The organism is Klebsiella sp. Ech2A (assembly GCF_030078455.1).
Classification (GTDB): Bacteria; Pseudomonadota; Gammaproteobacteria; order Enterobacterales; family Enterobacteriaceae; genus Klebsiella; species Klebsiella terrigena.
In genome coordinates this window covers 38,474-59,477 of the sequence record NZ_JAQGFU010000011.1, presented here as the reverse complement: position 1 = coordinate 59,477, position 21,004 = coordinate 38,474, and the positions used below count along the sequence as shown (strand labels likewise).

General features: G+C 55.8%; 19 protein-coding genes, 2 pseudogenes and 1 riboswitch. Of the genes and pseudogenes, 9 read left to right on the top strand and 12 right to left on the bottom strand.

What is annotated here, in order from left to right; genetic code table 11:
* Nucleotides 1–556 (bottom strand): annotated as a pseudogene (gene yoaE, locus PFH44_RS04730) (CNNM family cation transport protein YoaE); the annotation flags it as partial.
* A gap of 448 nt (nucleotides 557–1,004) precedes the next feature.
* Here yoaE and manX point away from each other — a divergent pair.
* The 5 genes from manX (at nucleotide 1,005) to mntP (ending at nucleotide 5,210) form a co-directional block, all read left to right on the top strand.
* Nucleotides 1,005–1,976 (top strand): PTS mannose transporter subunit IIAB, encoded by a 972-nt coding sequence (manX, locus tag PFH44_RS04725; protein ID WP_045859155.1) that lies wholly within the window; start codon nucleotides 1,005–1,007, stop codon nucleotides 1,974–1,976.
* Between the two features lie 55 nt (nucleotides 1,977–2,031).
* Entirely contained in the window at nucleotides 2,032–2,832 is an 801-nt protein-coding gene (locus tag PFH44_RS04720) for a PTS mannose/fructose/sorbose transporter subunit IIC (protein WP_045859157.1), read from the top strand.
* 12 nt (nucleotides 2,833–2,844) lie between these two features.
* Entirely contained in the window at nucleotides 2,845–3,696 is an 852-nt protein-coding gene (locus PFH44_RS04715; protein WP_041146195.1) for a PTS mannose transporter subunit IID, read from the top strand.
* A gap of 62 nt (nucleotides 3,697–3,758) precedes the next feature.
* Nucleotides 3,759–4,217, top strand: a complete 459-nt coding sequence (locus PFH44_RS04710; protein WP_283824438.1) for a DUF986 family protein — start codon at nucleotides 3,759–3,761, stop codon at nucleotides 4,215–4,217.
* Between the two features lie 199 nt (nucleotides 4,218–4,416).
* Nucleotides 4,417–4,527, top strand: a riboswitch (yybP-ykoY riboswitch).
* A 116-nt stretch (nucleotides 4,528–4,643) separates the two neighbouring features.
* Nucleotides 4,644–5,210, top strand: coding sequence for a manganese efflux pump MntP (gene mntP, locus PFH44_RS04705; RefSeq protein ID WP_283824437.1), 567 nt, complete (start codon nucleotides 4,644–4,646; stop codon nucleotides 5,208–5,210).
* 3 nt (nucleotides 5,211–5,213) lie between these two features.
* Here mntP and rlmA read toward each other — a convergent pair whose 3' ends face one another.
* The 6 genes and pseudogenes from rlmA to mgrB form a co-directional block, all read right to left on the bottom strand.
* Complete coding sequence (gene rlmA, locus PFH44_RS04700; RefSeq protein WP_283824436.1) at nucleotides 5,214–6,008, bottom strand: 23S rRNA (guanine(745)-N(1))-methyltransferase; 795 nt, start codon at nucleotides 6,006–6,008, stop codon at nucleotides 5,214–5,216.
* Nucleotides 6,009–6,069: 61 nt separating this feature from the next.
* A complete protein-coding gene (gene ftsI / locus PFH44_RS04695) occupies nucleotides 6,070–7,815 on the bottom strand; it encodes a peptidoglycan glycosyltransferase FtsI (protein WP_045859166.1) in 1,746 nt (581 codons plus the stop codon).
* Nucleotides 7,816–8,006: 191 nt separating this feature from the next.
* Nucleotides 8,007–8,216, bottom strand: coding sequence for a transcription antiterminator/RNA stability regulator CspE (gene cspE, locus PFH44_RS04690; RefSeq protein ID WP_001062678.1), 210 nt, complete (start codon nucleotides 8,214–8,216; stop codon nucleotides 8,007–8,009).
* A gap of 12 nt (nucleotides 8,217–8,228) precedes the next feature.
* Nucleotides 8,229–8,373: pseudogene (locus PFH44_RS04685) on the bottom strand (DUF2627 domain-containing protein).
* Between the two features lie 634 nt (nucleotides 8,374–9,007).
* On the bottom strand, nucleotides 9,008–9,298 hold the full coding sequence (locus tag PFH44_RS04680; protein WP_045859168.1) for a YebO family protein: 291 nt from the start codon (nucleotides 9,296–9,298) through the stop codon (nucleotides 9,008–9,010).
* A 74-nt stretch (nucleotides 9,299–9,372) separates the two neighbouring features.
* The gene (mgrB, locus tag PFH44_RS04675; RefSeq protein ID WP_041146201.1) at nucleotides 9,373–9,516 is read right to left on the bottom strand and encodes a PhoP/PhoQ regulatory lipoprotein MgrB; all 144 of its coding nucleotides are present in this window, start codon (nucleotides 9,514–9,516) and stop codon (nucleotides 9,373–9,375) included.
* Nucleotides 9,517–9,676: 160 nt separating this feature from the next.
* On the opposite strand from mgrB, the gene PFH44_RS04670 reads away from it, so the two are divergent.
* Nucleotides 9,677–9,916, top strand: coding sequence for a YobH family protein (locus PFH44_RS04670; RefSeq protein ID WP_041146202.1), 240 nt, complete (start codon nucleotides 9,677–9,679; stop codon nucleotides 9,914–9,916).
* A 66-nt stretch (nucleotides 9,917–9,982) separates the two neighbouring features.
* On the opposite strand, the gene kdgR is transcribed toward PFH44_RS04670, so the two are convergent.
* Nucleotides 9,983–10,774 carry a DNA-binding transcriptional regulator KdgR gene (gene kdgR, locus PFH44_RS04665; RefSeq protein WP_045859170.1) on the bottom strand — a complete coding sequence of 264 codons (792 nt, stop codon included), beginning with the start codon at nucleotides 10,772–10,774 and terminating at the stop codon, nucleotides 9,983–9,985.
* Nucleotides 10,775–10,951: 177 nt separating this feature from the next.
* Here kdgR and PFH44_RS04660 point away from each other — a divergent pair, with 177 nt between their 5' ends.
* Nucleotides 10,952–12,325 (top strand): MFS transporter, encoded by a 1,374-nt coding sequence (locus PFH44_RS04660; protein ID WP_283824435.1) that lies wholly within the window; start codon nucleotides 10,952–10,954, stop codon nucleotides 12,323–12,325.
* Nucleotides 12,326–12,404: 79 nt separating this feature from the next.
* Here PFH44_RS04660 and htpX read toward each other — a convergent pair whose 3' ends face one another.
* From htpX to PFH44_RS04640, 4 genes are all read right to left on the bottom strand, one after another.
* Entirely contained in the window at nucleotides 12,405–13,286 is an 882-nt protein-coding gene (gene htpX, locus PFH44_RS04655) for a protease HtpX (RefSeq protein WP_041146205.1), read from the bottom strand.
* 237 nt (nucleotides 13,287–13,523) lie between these two features.
* Nucleotides 13,524–15,572: a carboxy terminal-processing peptidase gene (gene prc, locus PFH44_RS04650; protein WP_045859174.1), complete on the bottom strand. Its 2,049-nt coding sequence runs from the start codon at nucleotides 15,570–15,572 to the stop codon at nucleotides 13,524–13,526.
* Between the two features lie 19 nt (nucleotides 15,573–15,591).
* A complete protein-coding gene (gene proQ / locus PFH44_RS04645) occupies nucleotides 15,592–16,269 on the bottom strand; it encodes an RNA chaperone ProQ (protein WP_045859175.1) in 678 nt (225 codons plus the stop codon).
* A 97-nt stretch (nucleotides 16,270–16,366) separates the two neighbouring features.
* Nucleotides 16,367–16,864, bottom strand: a complete 498-nt coding sequence (locus PFH44_RS04640; protein ID WP_045859177.1) for a GAF domain-containing protein — start codon at nucleotides 16,862–16,864, stop codon at nucleotides 16,367–16,369.
* Between the two features lie 132 nt (nucleotides 16,865–16,996).
* On the opposite strand from PFH44_RS04640, the gene yebS reads away from it, so the two are divergent.
* Nucleotides 16,997–18,280, top strand: coding sequence for a membrane integrity lipid transport subunit YebS (gene yebS / locus PFH44_RS04635; RefSeq protein WP_283824434.1), 1,284 nt, complete (start codon nucleotides 16,997–16,999; stop codon nucleotides 18,278–18,280).
* Nucleotides 18,249–20,882 (top strand): PqiB family protein, encoded by a 2,634-nt coding sequence (locus PFH44_RS04630; RefSeq protein WP_283824433.1) that lies wholly within the window; start codon nucleotides 18,249–18,251, stop codon nucleotides 20,880–20,882. The genes yebS and PFH44_RS04630 overlap by 32 nt, the downstream gene beginning before the upstream one ends.
* Nucleotides 20,883–21,004 lie beyond the last annotated feature (122 nt).

Here is a 21,004-nt window from a genome sequence, read left to right as displayed (position 1 = left end):
CCACCGTCGGATGCTGGTTGACGAAGCGGGTCAGCGGCTTCGAGGCCAGCAGCATCACGGCCATCGCAATCACCACCGCCGCCATCATCACCGGCAGATGATTCACCATGCCCACGGCGGTAATCACGGCATCCAGCGAGAACACGGCATCAAGCACGACGATCTGCAGCACCACCACCCAGAAGCTGGCGTAACCTTTCCCGTGACCGGCATCGTGCTGGCGGTTTTCCAGCCGCTCGTGCAGCTCGGTCGTCGCCTTGAACAGCAGGAATATCCCCCCCAGCAGCATAATAAGATCGCGCCCGGAGAAGGAAAAATCAGCGATGCTGAACAGCGGTTTGGTTAAGGTCACCATCCACGAAATAACCGACAGCAGCCCCAGACGCATGAACAACGCCAGCGACAGGCCAATCAGGCGCGCTTTATCACGCTGCTTTGGCGGCAGTTTATCCGCAAGGATGGCGATAAATACCAGGTTGTCGATACCGAGCACGATCTCGAGGACGACCAGCGTCAACAGGCCGACCCAAATAGAGGGATCCATTAAGAATTCCATGAGTTGCTCCAGTTAACGACGGACGCAGTCATCGCTATGTCATGCGCAGGCGAGACAATTGTTGCTGGTAAAAAAGCGTAGCAGGTAGCGGTGGCAGCAAGGTGCCAAAGGGTGAAAAGACGTCGATGAGGGTCCATACAGCGGGCTTATGCCCTATACTCCTGAGTAGTTAAACGGAAGCTAAACATAGCAAAAAACAGAACCGGATTGGAAAAAAATTTACCTGTTTTTGCAATAGCTAAGGCTATTTTTTGCGCCGCGAAATTATTGTTCGTAGATACGTGATTAACGGATCTTCATCACATTAATTATTTTTTCACTATCTAAAATAATTCGCTGTAGTGATTATTTTAGATCTTACACCCTTACTGAATCGATTTTGTCCGCAAGAGTGATTCAGGATGTATCACAACAGATGATGCATTCACCATAATAAAGGAGGTAGCAAGTGACGATTGCTATTGTAATAGGCACACATGGTTGGGCTGCAGAACAGCTGCTGAAGACGGCAGAAATGCTGTTGGGCGAGCAGGAAAACGTTGGCTGGATTGATTTCGTTCCCGGTGAAAACGCCGAAACGCTGATCGAGAAGTACAACGCACAGCTGGCGAAGCTGGACACGACTAAAGGCGCGTTGTTTCTCGTCGATACGTGGGGAGGCAGCCCGTTCAACGCTGCGAGCCGCATTGTCGTCGATAAAGAACACTACGAAGTCATCGCCGGCGTTAACATTCCCATGCTGGTTGAAACGCTGATGGCCCGTGACGACGATCCGTCGTTCGACGAGCTGGTGGCGTTAGCGGTGGAAACCGGTCGTGAAGGCGTTAAGGCGCTGAAAGCGAAAGCGGTAGAAAAAGCGGCTCCGGCTCCCGTTCAGGCGGCAGCGCCGCGAGCGGCAACCCCAGCTAAACCGATGGGTCCAAACGATTACATGGTTATCGGCCTGGCGCGTATCGACGATCGTCTTATCCACGGACAGGTCGCGACCCGCTGGACCAAAGAAACCAACGTCACCCGTATTATTGTCGTCAGCGATGAAGTCGCCGCCGATACCGTACGCAAAACGTTGCTGACTCAGGTTGCACCTCCGGGCGTCACCGCCCACGTTGTCGATGTGGCTAAAATGATCCGCGTCTACAACAACCCCAAATACGCCGGCGAGCGCATTATGCTGCTGTTCACTAACCCAACTGACGTTGAGCGCGTTGTGGAAGGTGGCGTGAATATCACCACCGTTAACATCGGCGGCATGGCTTTCCGCCAGGGTAAAACGCAGGTGAACAACGCAATTTCGGTCGATGAGAAAGATATTGAAGCGTTCAGGAAGCTGAACGCCCGCGGTATCGAACTGGAAGCACGCAAAGTTTCCACCGACCAGAAACTGAAAATGATGGACCTGATCGCCAAGGTTAATAAATAACCCTGCGCTCGCGCCTGATTTTTCAACTTAAGACTTAATCAACAGGAGAAGTACAATGGAGATTACCCTTCTTCAGATTGTGCTGGTGTTCATCGTCGCGTGTATTGCGGGTATGGAGTCGGTACTTGATGAATTTCAGTTCCACCGTCCTCTGGTGGCCTGTACGCTGATTGGTGCCGTTCTCGGGGATATGAAAACCGGTATTATTATCGGTGGTACCCTGGAAATGATCGCCCTGGGCTGGATGAACATCGGCGCCGCCGTTGCGCCGGATGCCGCCCTCGCGTCCATCATCTCGACCGTGCTGGTTATCGCCGGCCACCAGAGCATTGGTGCCGGTATCGCGCTGGCTATCCCGCTGGCAGCAGCAGGCCAGGTTCTGACCATTATCGTTCGTACGATCACCGTTGCCTTCCAGCACGCTGCGGATAAAGCGGCGGAGAGCGGAAACCTGACGGCCATTTCCTGGCTTCACGTTTCGTCTCTGTTCCTGCAGGCCATGCGTATCGCTATCCCGGCCGTTATCGTCGCTATCTCCGTCGGTACCAGCGAAGTCCAGGGTCTGCTGAACGCCATTCCGGAAGTGGTCACCGGCGGTCTGAACATCGCGGGTGGCATGATCGTGGTCGTTGGTTACGCGATGGTCATCAACATGATGCGCGCAGGCTATCTGATGCCGTTCTTCTACCTCGGCTTCGTTACCGCTGCGTTCACCAACTTCAACCTGGTTGCTCTGGGCGTGATTGGTACCGTAATGGCCATCCTCTACATCCAGCTTAGCCCGAAATACAACCGCGTAGCGGGTGCGCCAGCGCAGGCTGCTGGTAATAACGATCTCGATAACGAACTGGACTAACAGGTGAGCGAAATGGTTGATATGACTAAAAATACCACCGAGAAAAAACTCACTCAGAGTGATATTCGTGGCGTGTTCATTCGTTCTAACCTGTTCCAGGGTTCATGGAACTTCGAACGTATGCAGGCGCTGGGCTTCTGCTTCTCTATGGTGCCGGCAATTCGTCGCCTGTACCCGGAGAATAACGATGCGCGTAAGCAGGCGATTAAGCGTCACCTTGAGTTCTTTAACACTCACCCTTACGTTGCGGCGCCGGTTCTCGGCGTAACGCTGGCGATGGAAGAGCAGCGTGCCAACGGCGCGGAGATCGACGATGGTGCCATCAACGGTATCAAAGTCGGCCTGATGGGCCCGCTGGCAGGCGTAGGTGACCCGATCTTCTGGGGTACCGTGCGTCCGGTATTCGCGGCGCTGGGCGCCGGTATCGCGATGAGCGGCAGCCTGCTCGGTCCTCTGCTGTTCTTTATCCTGTTTAACGCCGTACGTCTACTGACCCGTTACTACGGCGTCGCGTACGGTTACCGTAAAGGTATCGACATCGTTAAGGATATGGGCGGCGGCTTCCTGCAGAAACTGACCGAGGGGGCATCGATTCTCGGCCTGTTTGTCATGGGGGCACTGGTTAACAAGTGGACGCACGTGAACATCCCGCTGGTGGTATCCACCATCACCGGTCAGGATGGCCAGACTCGCGTGACCACCGTGCAGACTATCCTTGACCAGCTGATGCCGGGCCTGGTGCCTCTGCTGCTGACCTTCGCCTGTATGTGGCTGCTGCGTAAGAAAGTTAACGCCCTGTGGATCATCGTTGGCTTCTTCGTCATCGGTATCGTTGGCTACGCCATCGGCCTGCTGGGGCTGTAATTATCCTGCTGTACGCCGGGGGCCTGCCCCCGGCTTTTTTTTAGCTTTTGTTCGGAGGATGGATGACTCTCACGGATCTGGTGCTGGTTCTGTTTATTTTGCTTCTGCTGGCATTTGCGATTTATGACCAGTTTATTATGCCGCGCCGTAACGGCCCGCAGCTGCTGGCCATTCCCCTGCTCCGCCGCAGCCGCGTTGACGGGATAATCTTCGTCGGTCTCACCGCCATCCTGATTTATAACAACATTGTTAGCCACGGCGCGCTCATCACCACCTGGTTGTTATCTGCTCTGGCATTAATGGGACTCTACCTGTTCTGGATCCGCACGCCGAAGATCATCTTCAAAGAGTCTGGTTTTTTCTTCGCCAATATCTGGATTGAATATAAGCGTATTAAAGAGATGAATTTATCGGAAGACGGCGTGCTGGTGATGCAATTAGAGCAAAGACGCCTGCTTATTCGCGTACGAAATATCGACGATCTGGAAAAAATATACAAACTTCTCGTTTCAACTCAGTAAGTTAAAAATATAGCCTGCGCTATATTTCAGCCCATTTCGGCAGAGGGATATATAGCCATTGCTATATTCCCTCTGGCCACTTCTCTCATATTTATTAACCAATTGTTGACACCTAAATCCAAATGAAAATCGTTATCATTTGGTTATTAAAATATCTAAATCGTGTTATTGTTTTATATTCTCAAAATATGTTAAGGTTGCGCCCGTCGTTGGGGAGTAGCCGATCTTCTGTCCGCCAGGACAGAAGATGTACGTGTCAACATACTCGTTGCAAAACGTGGCACGTACGGGTTGAAGAACGCATTCAATCAGGCGAGACCATAGGCATATCACTGCGGTGCGCAATATATAATCATTAGAGTTATTGCGTATATTTACTGGGGGCAGCGATGTGTCATATGGAATATCCCCGGTCAGGACGCACTCATGAACTTATCCGCAACGATTCTTCTGGCCTTTGGCATGTCCATGGACGCCTTCGCTGCCTCTATCGGTAAGGGTGCCACCCTCCACAAACCTAAATTTTCCGAAGCGTTACGTACCGGGCTTATCTTCGGCGCGATTGAAACGCTGACCCCGCTTGTCGGCTGGGGAATGGGGATGCTTGCCAGCCAGTTCGTCCTCGAGTGGAATCACTGGATTGCCTTTGTGCTGCTGGTTTTCCTCGGTGGCCGAATGGTCATTGAAGGATTTCGCGGCGGCGTTGACGAGGAGTGCGAAGCGCCCCATCGTCACGGCTTTTGGCTGCTGGTCACCACCGCCATTGCCACCAGCCTTGACGCCATGGCCGTCGGCGTCGGTCTGGCTTTCCTGCAGGTGAACATCATTGCCACCGCGCTGGCGATTGGCTGCGCGACGATGGTGATGTCAACGCTGGGTATTATGCTGGGACGGTTTATCGGCCCGCTGCTTGGCAAACGGGCTGAAATTCTCGGCGGGATTGTGCTGATCGGGATCGGGGCAGAAATTCTCTGGAGCCACTTCGCCGGTTAGCTATCAGGCATCACGCTGCCAGCAGTGGATCATAAAATCGGTCTGGCAGCCGAATAGCGCCTGCTGGCGCAGCGTCTCGCGCACCGGCGGTTTCGCCCGCCATGCAAACGGCGTCATCTGCAGCAGCGCCTCGGCCTCACTTCCGCTTAGCGTCATGGGATAAGCCAGCTGCTGCTCATGGCGCAGGGAAAAACCGGTCATCTCTTCCGCATTCTGCTCGTGCAGATGCACCTCGTCGTAAATCAGGCCTTTCAGCTCAAGCAGATGCTTCGGACCCGGCGTCGCGGTAACCACCCAGCCCCCGGGTCTGACCACCCGCGCCAGCTCGAGCGCGTTGCAGGGCGCGTAGATCCGCACCACCGCATCAAAGCTGGCATCAGCAAACGGCAGACGCTGGCTGGAAGCGACGCAGAAATTCACCTGCGGATAGCGCCTGGCCGCCGCGCGAACCGCTGATTTAGAGACGTCGAGGCCCCAGCAGCGGGCTGAAATAGCGGCAAACGCGTGGGTGTAGTAACCCTCGCCACAGCCGATGTCCAGCAGGTCGGCTGGCGCACAGGTCTGCAGAAACTCGCCGATCGCATCACGCAGCGGCTGGTAGTGACCGGCATCGAGAAAGGCGCGTCGCGCCTGCATCATTTCCGCACTGTCGCCCGGATCGCGCGAGCGCTTGAACTGCACCGGCAGCAGGTTAACGTATCCCTCCTTCGCTAAATCAAACTGGTGCCACTGCGGGCAGATATAGCTATTTTCGCGGCGCTCAAGCGGCGCGTGGCAAAGGGGGCAACTGTAAGACATGACAACTCCGGTGTCGCTGAAAGAGCGAAAGTGTAGCGTTATTCGCTCTTTCAGACCACTGTTACAGCGCCGGAGGCAGGCTCTCGTCGTTATGCATAACGATAAGATTGTCCGAGCCCGCCGGCATTCCGTCCGGCATGACGTTTTCGAGACGCAGGACGTCGCCCATTATCTGGCTAAATACCGGCGCCGAAACGGCCCCGCCGTAATAAGAGCCGTTGCTGGGGTCGTTGATCACCACCACCAGCGCAAACTGCGGGTTGCTGGCCGGCGCCACGCCCGCGGTATAGGCAACATATTTATCGATGTACTTGCCGTCCGGGCCAATTTTTTTCGCGGTCCCGGTTTTTACCGCAATCCGATAGTCGCGGACGGCCGCTTTTGTCCCGCCGCCGCCCGGCAACGCCACGCTCTCCATCATATGCTCTACCTCATGGACGATCTGTTCCGGCATCACTCGCGTGCCGATAACCGGCGGATCGATGCGGGTAATCGACAGCGGCCGCTCGATGCCGAAGCCGCCGATGGTGGCGTAGACGTGCGCCAGCTGCAACGGGGTGACCATCAGGCCGTAGCCAAAAGAGAAAGTCGCGCGATCCAGCTGGCCCCAGTAGCGGCGCTGGGGCATCAGCCCCGTGCTTTCCCCGGTGAGCCCGAGGCCCGTCGGGTCGCCAAAGCCAAAGGCCTTATAGGTGTCGATCAGGTGCTGGACCGGCATAGCCAGAGACAGGTGCGAGACGCCGACATCGCTGGATTTTTGCAGAATGCCGGTGAGGGTCAGCTCCGGGTAGTAGCCGACATCGCGAATGCGGTGACCGTCAAGAACGAAAGGATGGGTATCCACCACGCTGTCAGGCTGCACAATCCCCTGCTGCAGCGCCGTCATCAGCACCAGCGGCTTCACCGTCGAGCCCGGCTCAAAGGTATCGCTGATGGCGCGATTACGGAAATCATCCAGCCGGGCGTTATCGCGATTATTGGGGTTAAAGTCCGGATAGCTGGCCATCGACAGGATTTCGCCGGTATCAATCTTAATAAGCACCGCCGCTCCGGACTCGGCCTTGTTCCAGCTGACCGCATTATCCAGCGCATCCTCGGTGACCGTCTGCAGCCGCTCGTCGATACTCAGCTGTAAATTGTGCGCCGGAACCGCCGCCACCTCGGTGATATTTTCAATCACGTGGCCGTGGCGATCTTTACGCACCAGCCGACGCCCGGCCTTTCCGGTCAGCTGGGCGTTGAAGCTTTTTTCAACCCCTTCAATGCCCTGATTATCGATATTGGTAAAACCAAGCAGATTGGCCGCAACGTGACCCGCCGGATAAAAGCGTCGGGATTCGTCGCGCAGGTTAATCCCCGGCAGATGCAGCTTATCGATCCACTCGGCCTGCTCCGGGTTAACCTGGCGCGCCAGATAGACAAAGCGCATATGGGGATGATCCTGAACCCGTTTCGCCAGGTCGCTCAGGTTAAGGTGCAGCGCTTCCGCCATCGCCTGCCAGCGCGGGCCATAGCCGACGCCCCCTTTCTCGAGGATCGTTTGCGGGTCGGCCCAGATAGCGCTAACCGGTACGCTGACCGCCAGCGGGCGATTCTCGCGGTCGCTTATCATCCCGCGCTGAACGTCAATAGGCTCTTCGCGCAGCGAACGCATATCCTCTTGCTTAACCAGATTATCGGGGGAGACAATCTGCAGCCATCCCACCCGGCCTAAAAGCAGCCCAAGGCAGCTGAGGATCGCTGCGCACAGTAGCCCAAAGCGAATCGGGGTGAAATTCGCGCCTGTCTTAGTTTTGTTCTTTTGCACCGTAGCTCCAGCATTATTTTGCAACCCTCTGATTTAACAGAAAATCGACAAAACAGGATGCGAAACAGTGCTAATAAAGGTGTTGTTTTGCAACAAAGCGCAACGGAGGGGGAAAATCGGAAATGTTTTGCAATAAACGCTAAAAAGCCCCGCAAAGGCGAGGCTTTCTTTACAAGCTGAGTGGTCTTGAATCAGATAGCAGTTACGTTAACTGCTGCCGGACCTTTCTGGCCGTCCTGAATTTCGAACTCAACGTTCTGGCCTTCAGCCAGAGTTTTGAAGCCATTACCCTGGATAGCGGAGAAGTGTACGAACACGTCTTTGCTGCCATCAGCCGGAGTAATAAAGCCAAAACCTTTAGACTCGTTGAACCACTTAACTTGACCTTTAATCTTTGCCATTTGCAAAATTCCTTAGACTGTTTTCTTCGCCCGCAGGCGCTTACATAGATAAAACTGACACACTACTGCATGAGGCACTAATATAAGGTTCGGCAGAGAAGCGGTATTCAACGACAACGTGTTTACTCAGGACTTCTTTACTGAAAATGCCACACATAAACAGAACTGTACCTCGTTTAACCCGAAAGGTGTTATCACATACAACGTTAATAATGGCAAGCCATTTTTAAACGGCTCTCGATCCTTCGCACAAAATATAAGGGAATCATTTGACCAACTGCACGTTTATGCGTCTTTTCTCGCCTGCCGTTAATCCCGGGCCGCGCGGCAAACAGCCGATTATGCATGGATGATAGCTGCAACTTTTTCACCGTAGCTCAACAACTTCGCCCCGTCCAGCCCGCCATGCATGCACCCTGCCAATTTTGAAGGGTTACGTGCGCATAGCTGCATAACGATGCGCATAAACGCGCATATTGATAGTTGAAAATTGGCTTAGGCCGAGAATATGCAGGGTTAATTAAATGCTGTTAACCACGCGGCAAATAGTGTTTATATTGCCTCTTAATAATGAAATTTCGATGACACACGCTTTCATCATGCAATTAAATCACGATGTTATTATTTTATTTGAATAGCTCAAAAATCCATAGCTTATTGGATAAAATTGCGATCGCTAACACATTAAGTGACATAAGAAATGTGGCAATAAGTGCGCAAGGATAAGAATAAGTTATTGCGTAAGGCGATGAGGCAGGCGTACACCAGCGCGGTGTACACCCGTTTACCAGCTACCGCTCAGCGACGAGACGGATAAAGTCGTCGTCATCCTTCCCCTTCTCAACGGCTGAAGGTTCGGCAACCTCTTCCTTCTCAGGCTCATTGGCTTCGCAGAGACGACGCAGCAGCGCGTTTTGGCGCTTTTGCTGATCCAGCAGAGCCTGCAGCAGCGCGATCTGCTCGTTAGCGCGCGAACTTGCGCGATTAACAAAAAACCATAACAACAGGCCGACAAGCAACAGCACAATGGAAAGCGCCAGCGATGCCAGATTTACGATCCCAGGACTTAGTAACTCACTCATTTCACCACCTCAAAGAGAAGGCGTTTATTCTACCACCCGCGCAGCAGAAGAAAATCAGTCGTAATAAAAATGTCTTACCAGGGGATGAATTTGTTGATGGTGCAGATGCCGCTGAAAAACTGCACATCCTGATCGCACATTACGTTAAGCATCTGAGTCCACAGCAACAAACAGCCCGCTATGACAACAATCAGCAAAACCCAGCGTAATTTTTTCACTCCACACTCCGCATCAATACCAGATGTTGCCAGGATAGCACGCTCATCTTAAACCGCGGCTAACTGTAATACGAAACGCAAGTTTCAGAATCATAGACTTGTTTCAACTCGTGTACCTGTCAAAATAAACGCCGAGGATAATACAAATTATGAGGCGACAATGCGATTGATCATTCGTACGATTGTAGTACTGGCTATCTTATGGATTGGCGTATTATTAAGCGGCTACGGCATGTTGATTGGCAGCAATGAGAACGCAGCGGGGCTGGGCCTCCAGTGTAAATATCTGACCGCTCGCGGTACCACAACCGTGCAGTACGTTCACTCTGACAGCGGTATTATTGGTCTGACCGACTGTCCGGTTCTGCGTAAAAGCGAAACCGTTATCGACAAAGGTTAATCCGCTCCGGGCTACAGCAGGAAGCCTCTTCTCGCTGTAGCCCGACGCAGCTAGCGCCCGCCGCTGTCAGAACGGATAGTCGTTATAGCCCATCTGCTCAGAAATTTTACGCGCCGCGGTGTGCAGCATTGCAACGTATTCATGCAGACGCTCCTCCGAGAAGCGCAGCGTCGGGAAAGAGATACTCAACCCGGCAATCACTACGCCAAAGCGGTCAAAGACCGGTACGCCAATGCAGCGTAGCCCCTCTTCCTGCTCTTCGTTGTCTTCGCCATAGCCCTGCTGACGAACGCTGTCCAGAACCCCCAGCAGCTCTTCGGTGCTGGTGATCGTCCGGTCGGTGCTGCGCTTATACTCGACGTCTTCGAGGATCTGCTCCACCTCGGCGCGGTCGCGCCACGCCAGCAGCACTTTGCCGATGGCGGTGCTGTACAGCGGGTTGCGGCGGCCGATGCGCGAATACATGCGCAGGTTGTACATCGAATCGATTTTATGGATGTAGACGATACTGTCTTCGTCCAGCGCGCCCAGATGGATAGTCTCTTTCGTCAGGCGCGACAGCTCGCGCATCTGAATATCCGCACTGCGCACCAGATCGACATTCTGCAGCGCGCGCGCGCCCAGCTCGAACAGCTTCAGCGTCAGGGAGTACTTCTCGGACTCCCCTTCCTGGGCAACGTAGCCCAGCGACTTCATGGTCTGCAAAAAGCGATAAACGGTGCTTTTTGACATCATGACGCGCTGAGATAGTTCGGTAATACCAATTTCACGCTCTTCGCCAAGCGCCTGCAGGATGCCAAAAACCTTCAATACTGAAGAGACAGAATCTGGCTGTTTATCCAAATCTGCAACTGCCATTTATCACCTCATCGCAACTGTTTTATAAAAATTAGAACCGGTTTTTATTATAAATTCGCAACCCGATGCCCGCAATCGTTCTTCTGCCCATTCGTTACAAATCTGCGACATACCGCCGAATAATCAATGCTAAAATCATTACCCAGAGAATAGTTACGATAAAGACACAAGCTTAACATGGATAAAAACGTTTCCGATGGTCTGCCCCTGCCGCAGCGTTACGGCGCCATTCTGACCATCGTTTTAGGCATCGCGATGGCGGTACTCGACGGCGCCATTGCCAACGTGGCCCTGCCGACCATCGCCACCGACCTTAACGCTTCGCCCGCCGCCTCAATCTGGATAGTCAACGCTTACCAAATCGCCATCGTCATTGCGCTCCTGCCGCTCTCCTTTCTGGGTGATATGTTCGGCTATCGACGCATCTATAAAATCGGTTTGCTGGTGTTTACCTTTACCTCACTGGCCTGCGCCCTCTCCCACTCGCTGGAGATGCTGACTCTCGCCCGCGTCGCCCAGGGTTTCGGCGGCGCCGCGCTGATGAGCGTGAATACCGCGCTCATTCGTCTTATCTTCCCGAAGCGCTTCCTCGGTCGGGGAATGGGGATCAACTCGTTTGTGGTCGCCGTCTCATCCGCGGCCGGCCCGACGATTGCCGCCGCTATCCTCTCCGTCGCCTCCTGGCAGTGGCTGTTTTTAATCAACATTCCGCTGGGGATTATTTCGCTGACGCTCGCCGTGCGCTACCTGCCGGCCAACAGCGGCCGCAGCAGGATCACCCGCTTCGATCTCCCCAGCGCTATCATGAATGCGCTGACGTTCGGCCTGCTGATCGTCGCGCTCGGCGGCTTTGCACAGGGGCAGTCCGGCCGGCTGGTGCTCGCTGAATTGACCGCTATGCTGGTTATCGGGTTCTTCTTCATTCGCCGCCAGCTGCGGATGCCGGTGCCGCTGCTGCCGGTTGACCTGCTGCGTATTCCGCTTTTCACGCTCTCCATCTGCACCTCAATCTGCTCCTTCTGCGCCCAGATGCTGGCGCTGGTTTCGCTGCCCTTCTTCCTGCAGGCGACGATTGGACGCAGCGAGGTCGAGACGGGACTGCTGCTGACGCCCTGGCCGCTCGCGACCATGGTGATGGCGCCGCTGGCGGGTTACCTGATTGAGAAAATTCACGCGGGGCTGCTGGGAGCGGTCGGTCTGGCGGTCATGGCCTGCGGTCTGTTTGGCCTGGCGCTGCTGCCCTCATCGCCATCCGACCTCGATATTATCTGGCGCATGGCACTCTGCGGCGCGGGCTTCGGCCTGTTCCAGTCGCCGAATAACCACACTATCGTCTCATCGGCCCCGAGCCACCGCAGCGGAGGGGCCAGCGGAATGCTCGGCACTGCCCGACTGCTGGGACAAAGCACCGGCGCGGCGCTGGTCGCGCTACTGTTCAATCTGCAGGGTAACGGCGGCACCCATACCGCGCTGCTGCTGGCCGGAGGACTGGCGGTGGTTGCGGCCACCGTTAGCGGCCTGCGCGTCACCCAGCCGCGCCCCGGACAATAGCCCGCCCGATTACGGCACAAAAAAAACCGCAGCCCGATTAAGGCTGCGGTTTTTGTTTCTGCGGCTCTGAAGAAGAAGGTTACTTCAGATATTCCCCGCTGCGCAGAGCTTCGATACGTTTATCCAGCGGCGGGTGCGTCATAAACAGCTCGCTCATCGACTTCGCTTTGCCGTTGATGCACAGCGCCATCATGCTGCTGGCTTCCTGCGGCTCGTAGCTGGTTTTCAAGCGCTGCAGGGCGGCGATCATTTTCTCGCGACCGACCAGACGGGCAGAGCCCGCGTCCGCATGGAACTCACGGTAGCGCGAGAACCACATGGTGATGATGCTGGCCAGAATCCCAAACACCAGCTCCAGAACGGTAGCGACGGCAAAGTAAACCAGCGGGTTGCCGTTGCTGCTCTCGCCTTCATCGCGGTTGCCGCTAAGGAATCCTGCGGCAATTTGCGCGATAACGCGCGAGATAAAGATAACGAAGGTGTTCACCACCCCCTGAATCAGGGTCATGGTCACCATATCGCCGTTGGCAATATGGCTGATTTCATGGGCAATAACGGCTTCCGCCTCGTCACGGCTCATGTTTTGCAGCAGCCCGGTACTGACGGCAACCAGCGAAGCGTCACGGCGTGCGCCGGTGGCAAAGGCGTTAATATCCGGCGCATGGTAGATAGCAACCTGCGGCATGCCGATGCCCGCCTGCTGCGCCTGCTGCGCGACGGTATTCATCAGCCAGCGTTCGGTTTCGTTACGCGGCTGCTCAATGACTTCCCCACCCACCGATTTTAGCGCCATCCATTTCGACATCAACAGCGAAACGATCGAGCCACCAAAACCAAAAAGCAGCGCCATGATCAGTAGCCCGGTCATGCTGCTTGACTGTATTCCCGTCAGGCTTAACACCAGCCCAAACACCGCCATAACGGCCAGGTTGGTCAACAGGAAGAGCGCGATTCGCATCATAATTTTCTTCTAACCTCGATTTAACAAAACGCACTATGCGATTCCCCATATCGTAGGGGTACAACGTTAATTTTCAACCATCCTCCCCCGCTAAGTCACGAGAAAGACACAACTTTACATTTTGTAGCATATCGCTGACATCTGCATAATATATTGACATCGCGCGCGGGGGAATCGAGGTTTTTGGCGGCAGGATCGGATAAAAAAACGGGCACAACATCTGTGCCCGTCGGGTGCTTATTTGCTAACCGGTGGTTCCACCGCCGGCTGGTCTTTCTCCAGATGGGCCAGGTCGAGCGCGATATGGACCGTTTCATCAAGATACGGATCCGGCTCCTGGTAATCCTTCGGCAGATCGTCCAGCTTCTTAAGCTGCGGTTTGCCTTCACGCTTCAGGCGATCGTTAATGCGGGCCAGACGAGTCGCATCATCCTCTTCGTTCTCTTTCTCACGCTGGGCGTAGTTCAGAGAAACGATATTGCGCTTGTCTTTCATCGCGTTATAGCGAGCGATGTCCTTCATGATGTACTGGAATTCCGGATCTTTGGCAATCCGCTCATCATGCAGCTTCAGCAACCCGGGGCCGAACGGCGTTAAGTCACCGGACTTGACGTAGGTGGCTGCATTCACGCTATCCCACGGCAGAGCGTTATCTTCATACTGCTCGCCGGTCTCGCGATCTTCGGTGCCGGTTGGCATCATGATGTCCGGCGTTACGCCCTTACGCTGAGTACTGCCGCCGTTTATGCGGTAGAACTTCTGGATGGTGTACTGCACGGAACCCAGAGCCGGCCAGTCCGGACGCAGCATCTGATCGTAAATGCGGTTCAGGGAGCGATACTGCTGCACGGTGCCTTTACCGAAGGTTGGCTCACCGACGATCAGTCCGCGCCCATAGTCCTGCATTGCCGCGGCGAAGATTTCAGAAGCCGAAGCGCTGAAGCGGTCAACCAGTACAACCAGCGGGCCTTTGTAGTACACGACGCCGTCGGTATCGCTGTCTTCACGCACTTTACCGTTGTTATCACGAACCTGCACTACCGGGCCAGACGGGATAAACAGGCCGGAAAGCGATACCGCCTCGGTCAGCGCCCCGCCGCCGTTGCTGCGCAGGTCGATAACGATACTGCTGACGTTCTGTTTTTCCAGCTTCTGCAGCTGAACCTTGACGTCATCCGTCAGGCCAACGTAGAAACCGGGGATATCCAGCACGCCGATTTTTTCTTTACCAACGGTTTTCACCGACATTTTAACCGCGCGATCTTCGAGACGAATTCGCTCGCGGGTTAGCGTGACGATGCGCGTTTTCGCGCCCTTGCCCGCCGGCAGCACTTCAAGACGAACTTTGCTGCCCTTCGGCCCTTTGATCAGCGCCACCACGTCGTCAAGACGCCAGCCGATCACGTCAACCATGCCCTTGCCGGCCTGGCCAACGCCGACGATACGGTCGCCAACGCTAATTGACTTGCTCTTCGCCGCCGGGCCGCCGGCCACCAGCGAGTTGATCACCGTATAGTCGTCGTCCATCTGCAGCACCGCGCCGATCCCTTCTAACGAAAGGCTCATTTCGGTATTGAACTGCTCGGTATTGCGCGGCGACAGGTAGTTGGTATGCGGGTCGATTTCGCGGGCAAAGGAGGTCATAACCAGCGAGAACACATCTTCACTATTGGTTTGCGCCAGACGGCGAATAGCAAACTTATAGCGGCGGGTCAGCGTTTCGCGGATCTCTTTATCGTCTTTACCCGCAAGCTTCAGGCTCAGCTGGTCAAACTTCACCTTGGCATCCCACAGCGCGTTCAGCTCGGCCTCGTCTTTCGGCCAGGGCGACTTGCTGCGGTCAAGGTTGAAGTTATCGTTGCCGGTAAAGTCCATCGGACGCTCCAGCACCTTCAATGCGTACTGATAGCGTTCGAAACGCCGCTTCTGTCCCAGGTTATACAGGTCGTAAAAAACGTCCAGTTTTCCGCTGCGCAGCTCGTCGCCGATTTGATTTTTCTTGGCGGCAAACTGGGCAACGTCGCTGGCCAGCAGCACGTTGTGGCTGTAATCCAGCAGGTTCAGATAGCGGTCAAAAATTTTTGCCGAGAAGGCGTTATCGAGATCGAACTGTCGATAGTGCGAACGAGTAAAGCGCGAGGTTACGCGCTCACTCACCGTCGCGTGCTGCGGCTCTTCTTTCAGCACGGGGATTTGATCGGCTCGGGTAATATCATCCGCGGCAAACGCATGGCCTGCTATTGCTAGCAGGCCCGCAAGCGCGGTGAGCTTAAAGAATGTGTTCATGCCTGGCCCGGCCTCCGTTTCAGAACACCAGGTGTTCTGCGCGTACAATCATTGACATACCAGAAGTCAGCTGTACACGAACGCCATCTTTGGTGATTTCCAGAACGGTGGCGTCCATTGCGTTATTGCCTGCTTTCACCTTCAGAGCCTGGCCGACGGACAGCACGGTCAGATCTGATACAGGAGTATGACGCTCTTCGCGCGGTGCTTTCGCAGCGGCAGGACGCGGCTTACGCTGTTCGGTGCCTTCTTTGCGGCGAACCTGAGGACGCGGCTTACGCTCACGACGGGTGCCGTCTTCCTGCTGACCTGCAGCGGCAGCTGCGGCTTCGCGTTTTTTGGCCTGCTGGCCTGCACGCTGTGCCTGGACGCGAGCTTTTGCTTCTTCGAGCTGCTGACGGGCATGAGCAACGTGCTGCTCTTCCAGTTCACCGCACGGGTTGCCGTCGAGGTCGACGCGAATCGCCCCTGGCTTAACGCCGTACAGATAGCGCCAGCTCGAAGTATAAAGACGTAAAGCGGCACGAAGCTGGGTTTTGCTGAGATTCATCTCACCCCCAACGCGCTCAACGAGATCCTGAAAAATACCGACTTTCAGGGGGCGAGCTTCGCCTTCAGCGCTGAAGCACTGTGGGAAACGTTCGGCCAGAAATGCGATAACTTCTTTACTGCTATTCAACTTAGGTTGATTTTCCATGAAATTTCCTGATTACAACGGACGTAGCCAACAAGCCGCAGGCATGAACAGGCGCCATTATAATGACGCCATCGCTAAATGCTACGTTATCCGTTGATTATCCTGCGACGTGGGTGAATATTTTTTGATAGTCGGTCGCAGAAATGAGTTTTTCCAGCTGCGCTACCAGTTCCGTAAGCCCCTGTTCATCCTCAGCGGTGAAGCGGGCGTACGCGGTGCTGTCGATATCCAGGACGCCTATAATCTGACCGTTCACCCGCAGCGGGAAGACAATCTCCGAATTGCTGGCGGCATCACATGCGATATGCCCGTCAAAGGCGTGAACATCCTCCACGCGCTGCACGCGATTCTGCGAAACGGCAGTACCACAAACGCCCCGCCCAACCGGAATTCGCACGCAGGCCAGCTTGCCCTGGAAGGGCCCCAGCACCAGCGTATCGCCTTCGAGTAGGTAGAACCCGGCCCAGTTAACCTCGGTCAGCCGCTCAAACAGCAGCGCGCTGGTATTAGAGATCGTGGCCAGAAAACTGGTTTCTCCTGCCATTAATGCCTGAAAATCACGGTTCAGATCCGCGTAAAATTCTGTTTTGTTCATTATATAATCACTTAGTTGTCTTACTCTCGTACACTGACTGCCTAATAAAATAAGCATTAAATGCGTTCAGGCTCAAGATGAATTCATTCCTGGGTTAATATAGTGAAATACATTCATTGCCGTACGTAATAAATGCCACTAAAAACCCCCCAGATCACGCCAGCGAAAAAGATGACCGTACATGCGGTCGGTTCGCCGCTGCCTCAGGCCCACTATCACCGCTGCCCGCAGTGCGACATTCTGTTTCGCCTGCCGGGGCTTAAGCGCAATCAGAGCGCCTGGTGCCCACGCTGCAGCGCCAAAATACGCGACGGCCGCGACTGGTCGCTTTCGCGCCTTGGCAGTATGGCGATCGCCATGATGCTGCTGATGCCTTTCGCCTGGATGGAGCCGTTACTGCGTTTGCACCTGCTCGGCGTGCGTATCGACGCTAACGTATTACAGGGCATCTGGCAAATGACCGACCAGGGCGATCCGCTGACGGCGGCGATGGTGCTATTTTGCGCCGTTGGCGCGCCGGCCCTGCTGGTTATCGCCATCGCCTATCTTTGGCTAGGCAACGTGCTGGGGATGAACCTGCGCCCGGTGCTGCTGATGCTGGAGCGGCTTAAAGAGTGGGTGATGCTCGATATCTACCTGGTGGGCATCGGCGTGGCCTCGATCAAGGTCCAGGATTACGCGTTCCTGCAGCCCGGCGTCGGGCTTATCGCCTTTGTCTCATTGACGCTGCTCAGCATCCTCACGCTCATTCACATGAACGTCGAAGAGCTGTGGGAGCGATTCTATCCCGAACGCCCGGCGCTGCGCCCGGACCCGAATCTACAGGTGTGCACCGGCTGCCACTACACCGGGCACCGCGACTCCCGCGGACGCTGCCGTCGCTGCCATACGCCGCTACGCCACCGTCGGCCGCAGAGCCTGCAGAAGAGCTGGGCGGCGCTGATTGCCTCGATAATGTTCCTGCTCCCCGCCAACCTGCTGCCGATCTCGATTATCTACGTTAACGGCGCGCGGCAGGACGATACGATCCTCTCCGGGATTCTGTCGCTGGCCAACAGCAACGTCGCCATTGCCGGCGTGGTGTTTATCGCCAGTATTCTGGTGCCGTTTACCAAAGTTATTGTGTTGTTTACGCTGCTGGTCAGCATACAATTCAGGTGCGAACAGGGGCTGCGTACCCGTATCCTGCTGCTGCGGCTGATTACCTGGATTGGCCGCTGGTCGATGCTCGATCTTTTCGTTATCTCATTAACCATGTCGCTGATAAACCGCGATCAACTCCTCGCTTTTACGATGGGGCCTGCTGCGGTATATTTCGGCGCCGCGGTAATATTAACTATCCTTGCTGTTGAATGGCTGGACAGCCGCTTACTTTGGGACGCACATGAGTCAGGAAACGCCCGCTTCGCCGACTGAAGCCAAAATTAAAACCAAACGTCGCATCTCGCCATTCTGGCTGCTGCCGGTCATCGCGCTGATGATCGCCAGCTGGCTGATCTGGACCAGCTATAGCGATCGCGGGACAACGATCACCATCGACTTTGAGTCGGCTAACGGTATTGTCCCCGGGCGCACGCCTATCCGCTATCAGGGGGTAGAAGTAGGTACGGTGCAGAATATTTCTCTAAGCAAGGACCTGAGTAAGATAGAGGTCTCGGCCAGCGTTAAGGGCGATATGAAAGACGCCCTGCGCAAGGACACGCAGTTCTGGCTGGTCACGCCGAAAGCCTCGCTGGCGGGCGTCTCCGGCCTTGATGCGCTGGTCGGCGGTAACTATATCGGCATGATGCCGGGTCGGGGCGAACCTGAGGACCACTTTGTCGCCCTCGATACCCAGCCGAAGTACCGTATCAACAACGGCGAGCTGATGATTCATCTGCACGCCGCGGATCTCGGCTCGCTGACCAGCGGGTCGCTGGTCTATTTCCGCAAAATTCCCGTTGGCCGGGTTTACGACTATGCGCTCAACGATAACAACCAGGGCGTCACCATTGACGTGCTGATCGAGCGCCGCTTTACCAATCTGGTCAAAAAAGGCACCCGCTTCTGGAACGTTTCCGGCGTCAAGGCCGACGTCGGAATTAGCGGCGCTAAAGTGGAGCTGGAAAGCCTTTCGGCCCTGGTTAACGGGGCGATTGCCTTTGACTCCCCCGAGGATTCCAAAGTCGCTCAGCAAAACGATGAGTTCGGGCTGTACGAAGATTTGGCCCACAGCCAGCGCGGCGTGCTGGTGACGCTCGATTTACCCGACGGCGCGGGGCTGAAAGCCGGATCTACGCCGCTGATGTACCAGGGCCTCGAAGTCGGGCAGCTGACTAAACTCAACCTCCAGCCCGGGAGTAAAGTTACCGGCGAGATGACCGTCGATCCCAGCGTCGTGACCCTGCTGCGTGACAAGACGCTGATTCAGATGAAAAAGCCGAAAATTTCGCTGGATAATCCGAGCCTCAGCGCCCTGCTGACCGGCAATACCTTTGAGCTGGTTCCGGGAGAGGGTGAGCCGCGCAGCCACTTCGTGGTGCTGCCGGCGGATAAATCGCTGCTGGAAGAGCCCAACGTCGCCGCCATCACGCTGACGGCGTCGGAGAGCTTCGGCATCGACGCCGGACAGCCGCTGGTGCTCCACGGCGTGAAAATCGGCCAGGTGCTGGAGCGCAGGCTGACGGCGAAAGGCGTCACCTTCCAGGTGGCCATTACGCCGGAATATCGCGACCTGGTGCACGGAGACAGCAAATTTGTGGTCAACAGCCGCCTCGACGTTAAGGTTGGCCTCGACGGCATTAAGATGCTTGGCGCCAGCGCCAGCGAATGGGTTGACGGCGGCATCCGCATTATTCCCGGCACCAAAGGGGCGATTCAGTCCAGCTACCCGCTGTATGCCAATATGGAAAAAGCGCAGGAGAATAGCCTGAGCGACGTCCCGACTACCACCCTGAGCCTCACGGCGGAAACGCTGCCGGATGTACAGGAAGGCTCGGTCGTGCTCTACCGCAAGTTTGCCGTGGGCGAGGTGACCTCCGTCAGGCCGCGCAGCGACGCGTTTGATATCGATCTGCACATTCAGCCGGAATATCGTCATCTGCTCACCGGCAATAGCGTGTTCTGGGCGGAAGGCGGCGCGAAGGTCCAGCTCGACGGCAACGGCCTGACCGTTCAGGCCTCGCCGCTGGCTCGCGCCCTTAAAGGGGCGATCAGTTTTGACGATCTGAGCGGCACCAGCGCCCGCGCCCGTAGCGGCAATAAGCGTATTCTGTATGCTTCAGAGACCGCCGCCCGCGCGGTGGGCGGGCAGATAACCCTGCACGCCTTCGATGCGGGAAAACTCTCCTCCGGCATGCCTATTCGCTATCTGGGGATTAACATCGGCCAGATCCAATCGCTGAACCTGATCACCGCCAAAAACGAAGTGCAGGCGAAAGCCGTGCTCTACCCGGAGTACGTCGATACCTTCGCCCGCGGAGGCACCCGATTCTCGGTGATCACCCCGCAAATTTCCGCGGCGGGCGTCGAGCACCTGGATACCATCTTCCAGCCGTATATCAACGTTGAGCCTGGTCGGGGCACGCCGCGCCGCGACTTCGAAATCCAGGAAACGACCATTAGCGACTCGCGCTATATCGACGGCCTGAGCATCGTGGTTGAGGTTCCGGAAGCCGGTTCGCTGGATATCGGCACGCCGGTGCTGTTCCGCGGCCTCGAGGTGGGAACGGTCACCGGGCTGACGCTGGGATCGCTGTCGGACCGCGTGATGGTCAAACTGCGTATCAGCAAGCGTTACCAGTATCTGGTGCGTAACAACTCGGTGTTCTGGCTCTCTTCCGGCTACAACCTCGACTTTGGCCTGATTGGCGGAGTGGTGAAAACCGGGACCTTCAATCAGTTCATTCGCGGCGGCATCTCCTTTGCCACCCCGCCGGGCACGCCGCTGGCGCCAAAAGCGCAGGATGATAAGCACTTCCTGCTGCTGGAGAGCGAACCGAAAGAGTGGCGCGAATGGGGCACCGCCCTGCCGCGCTAGCCCGCGGGTTGTTGAAGCTCAGCCGCCGCCCCGGCGCCTGAGCTCCGCGCTGGCTGAACGCTCCGGTGTCCGATGCCGGAGCGTTTATGATAAACTGCGCACCCTTTTTTCTTGTGGTGCGC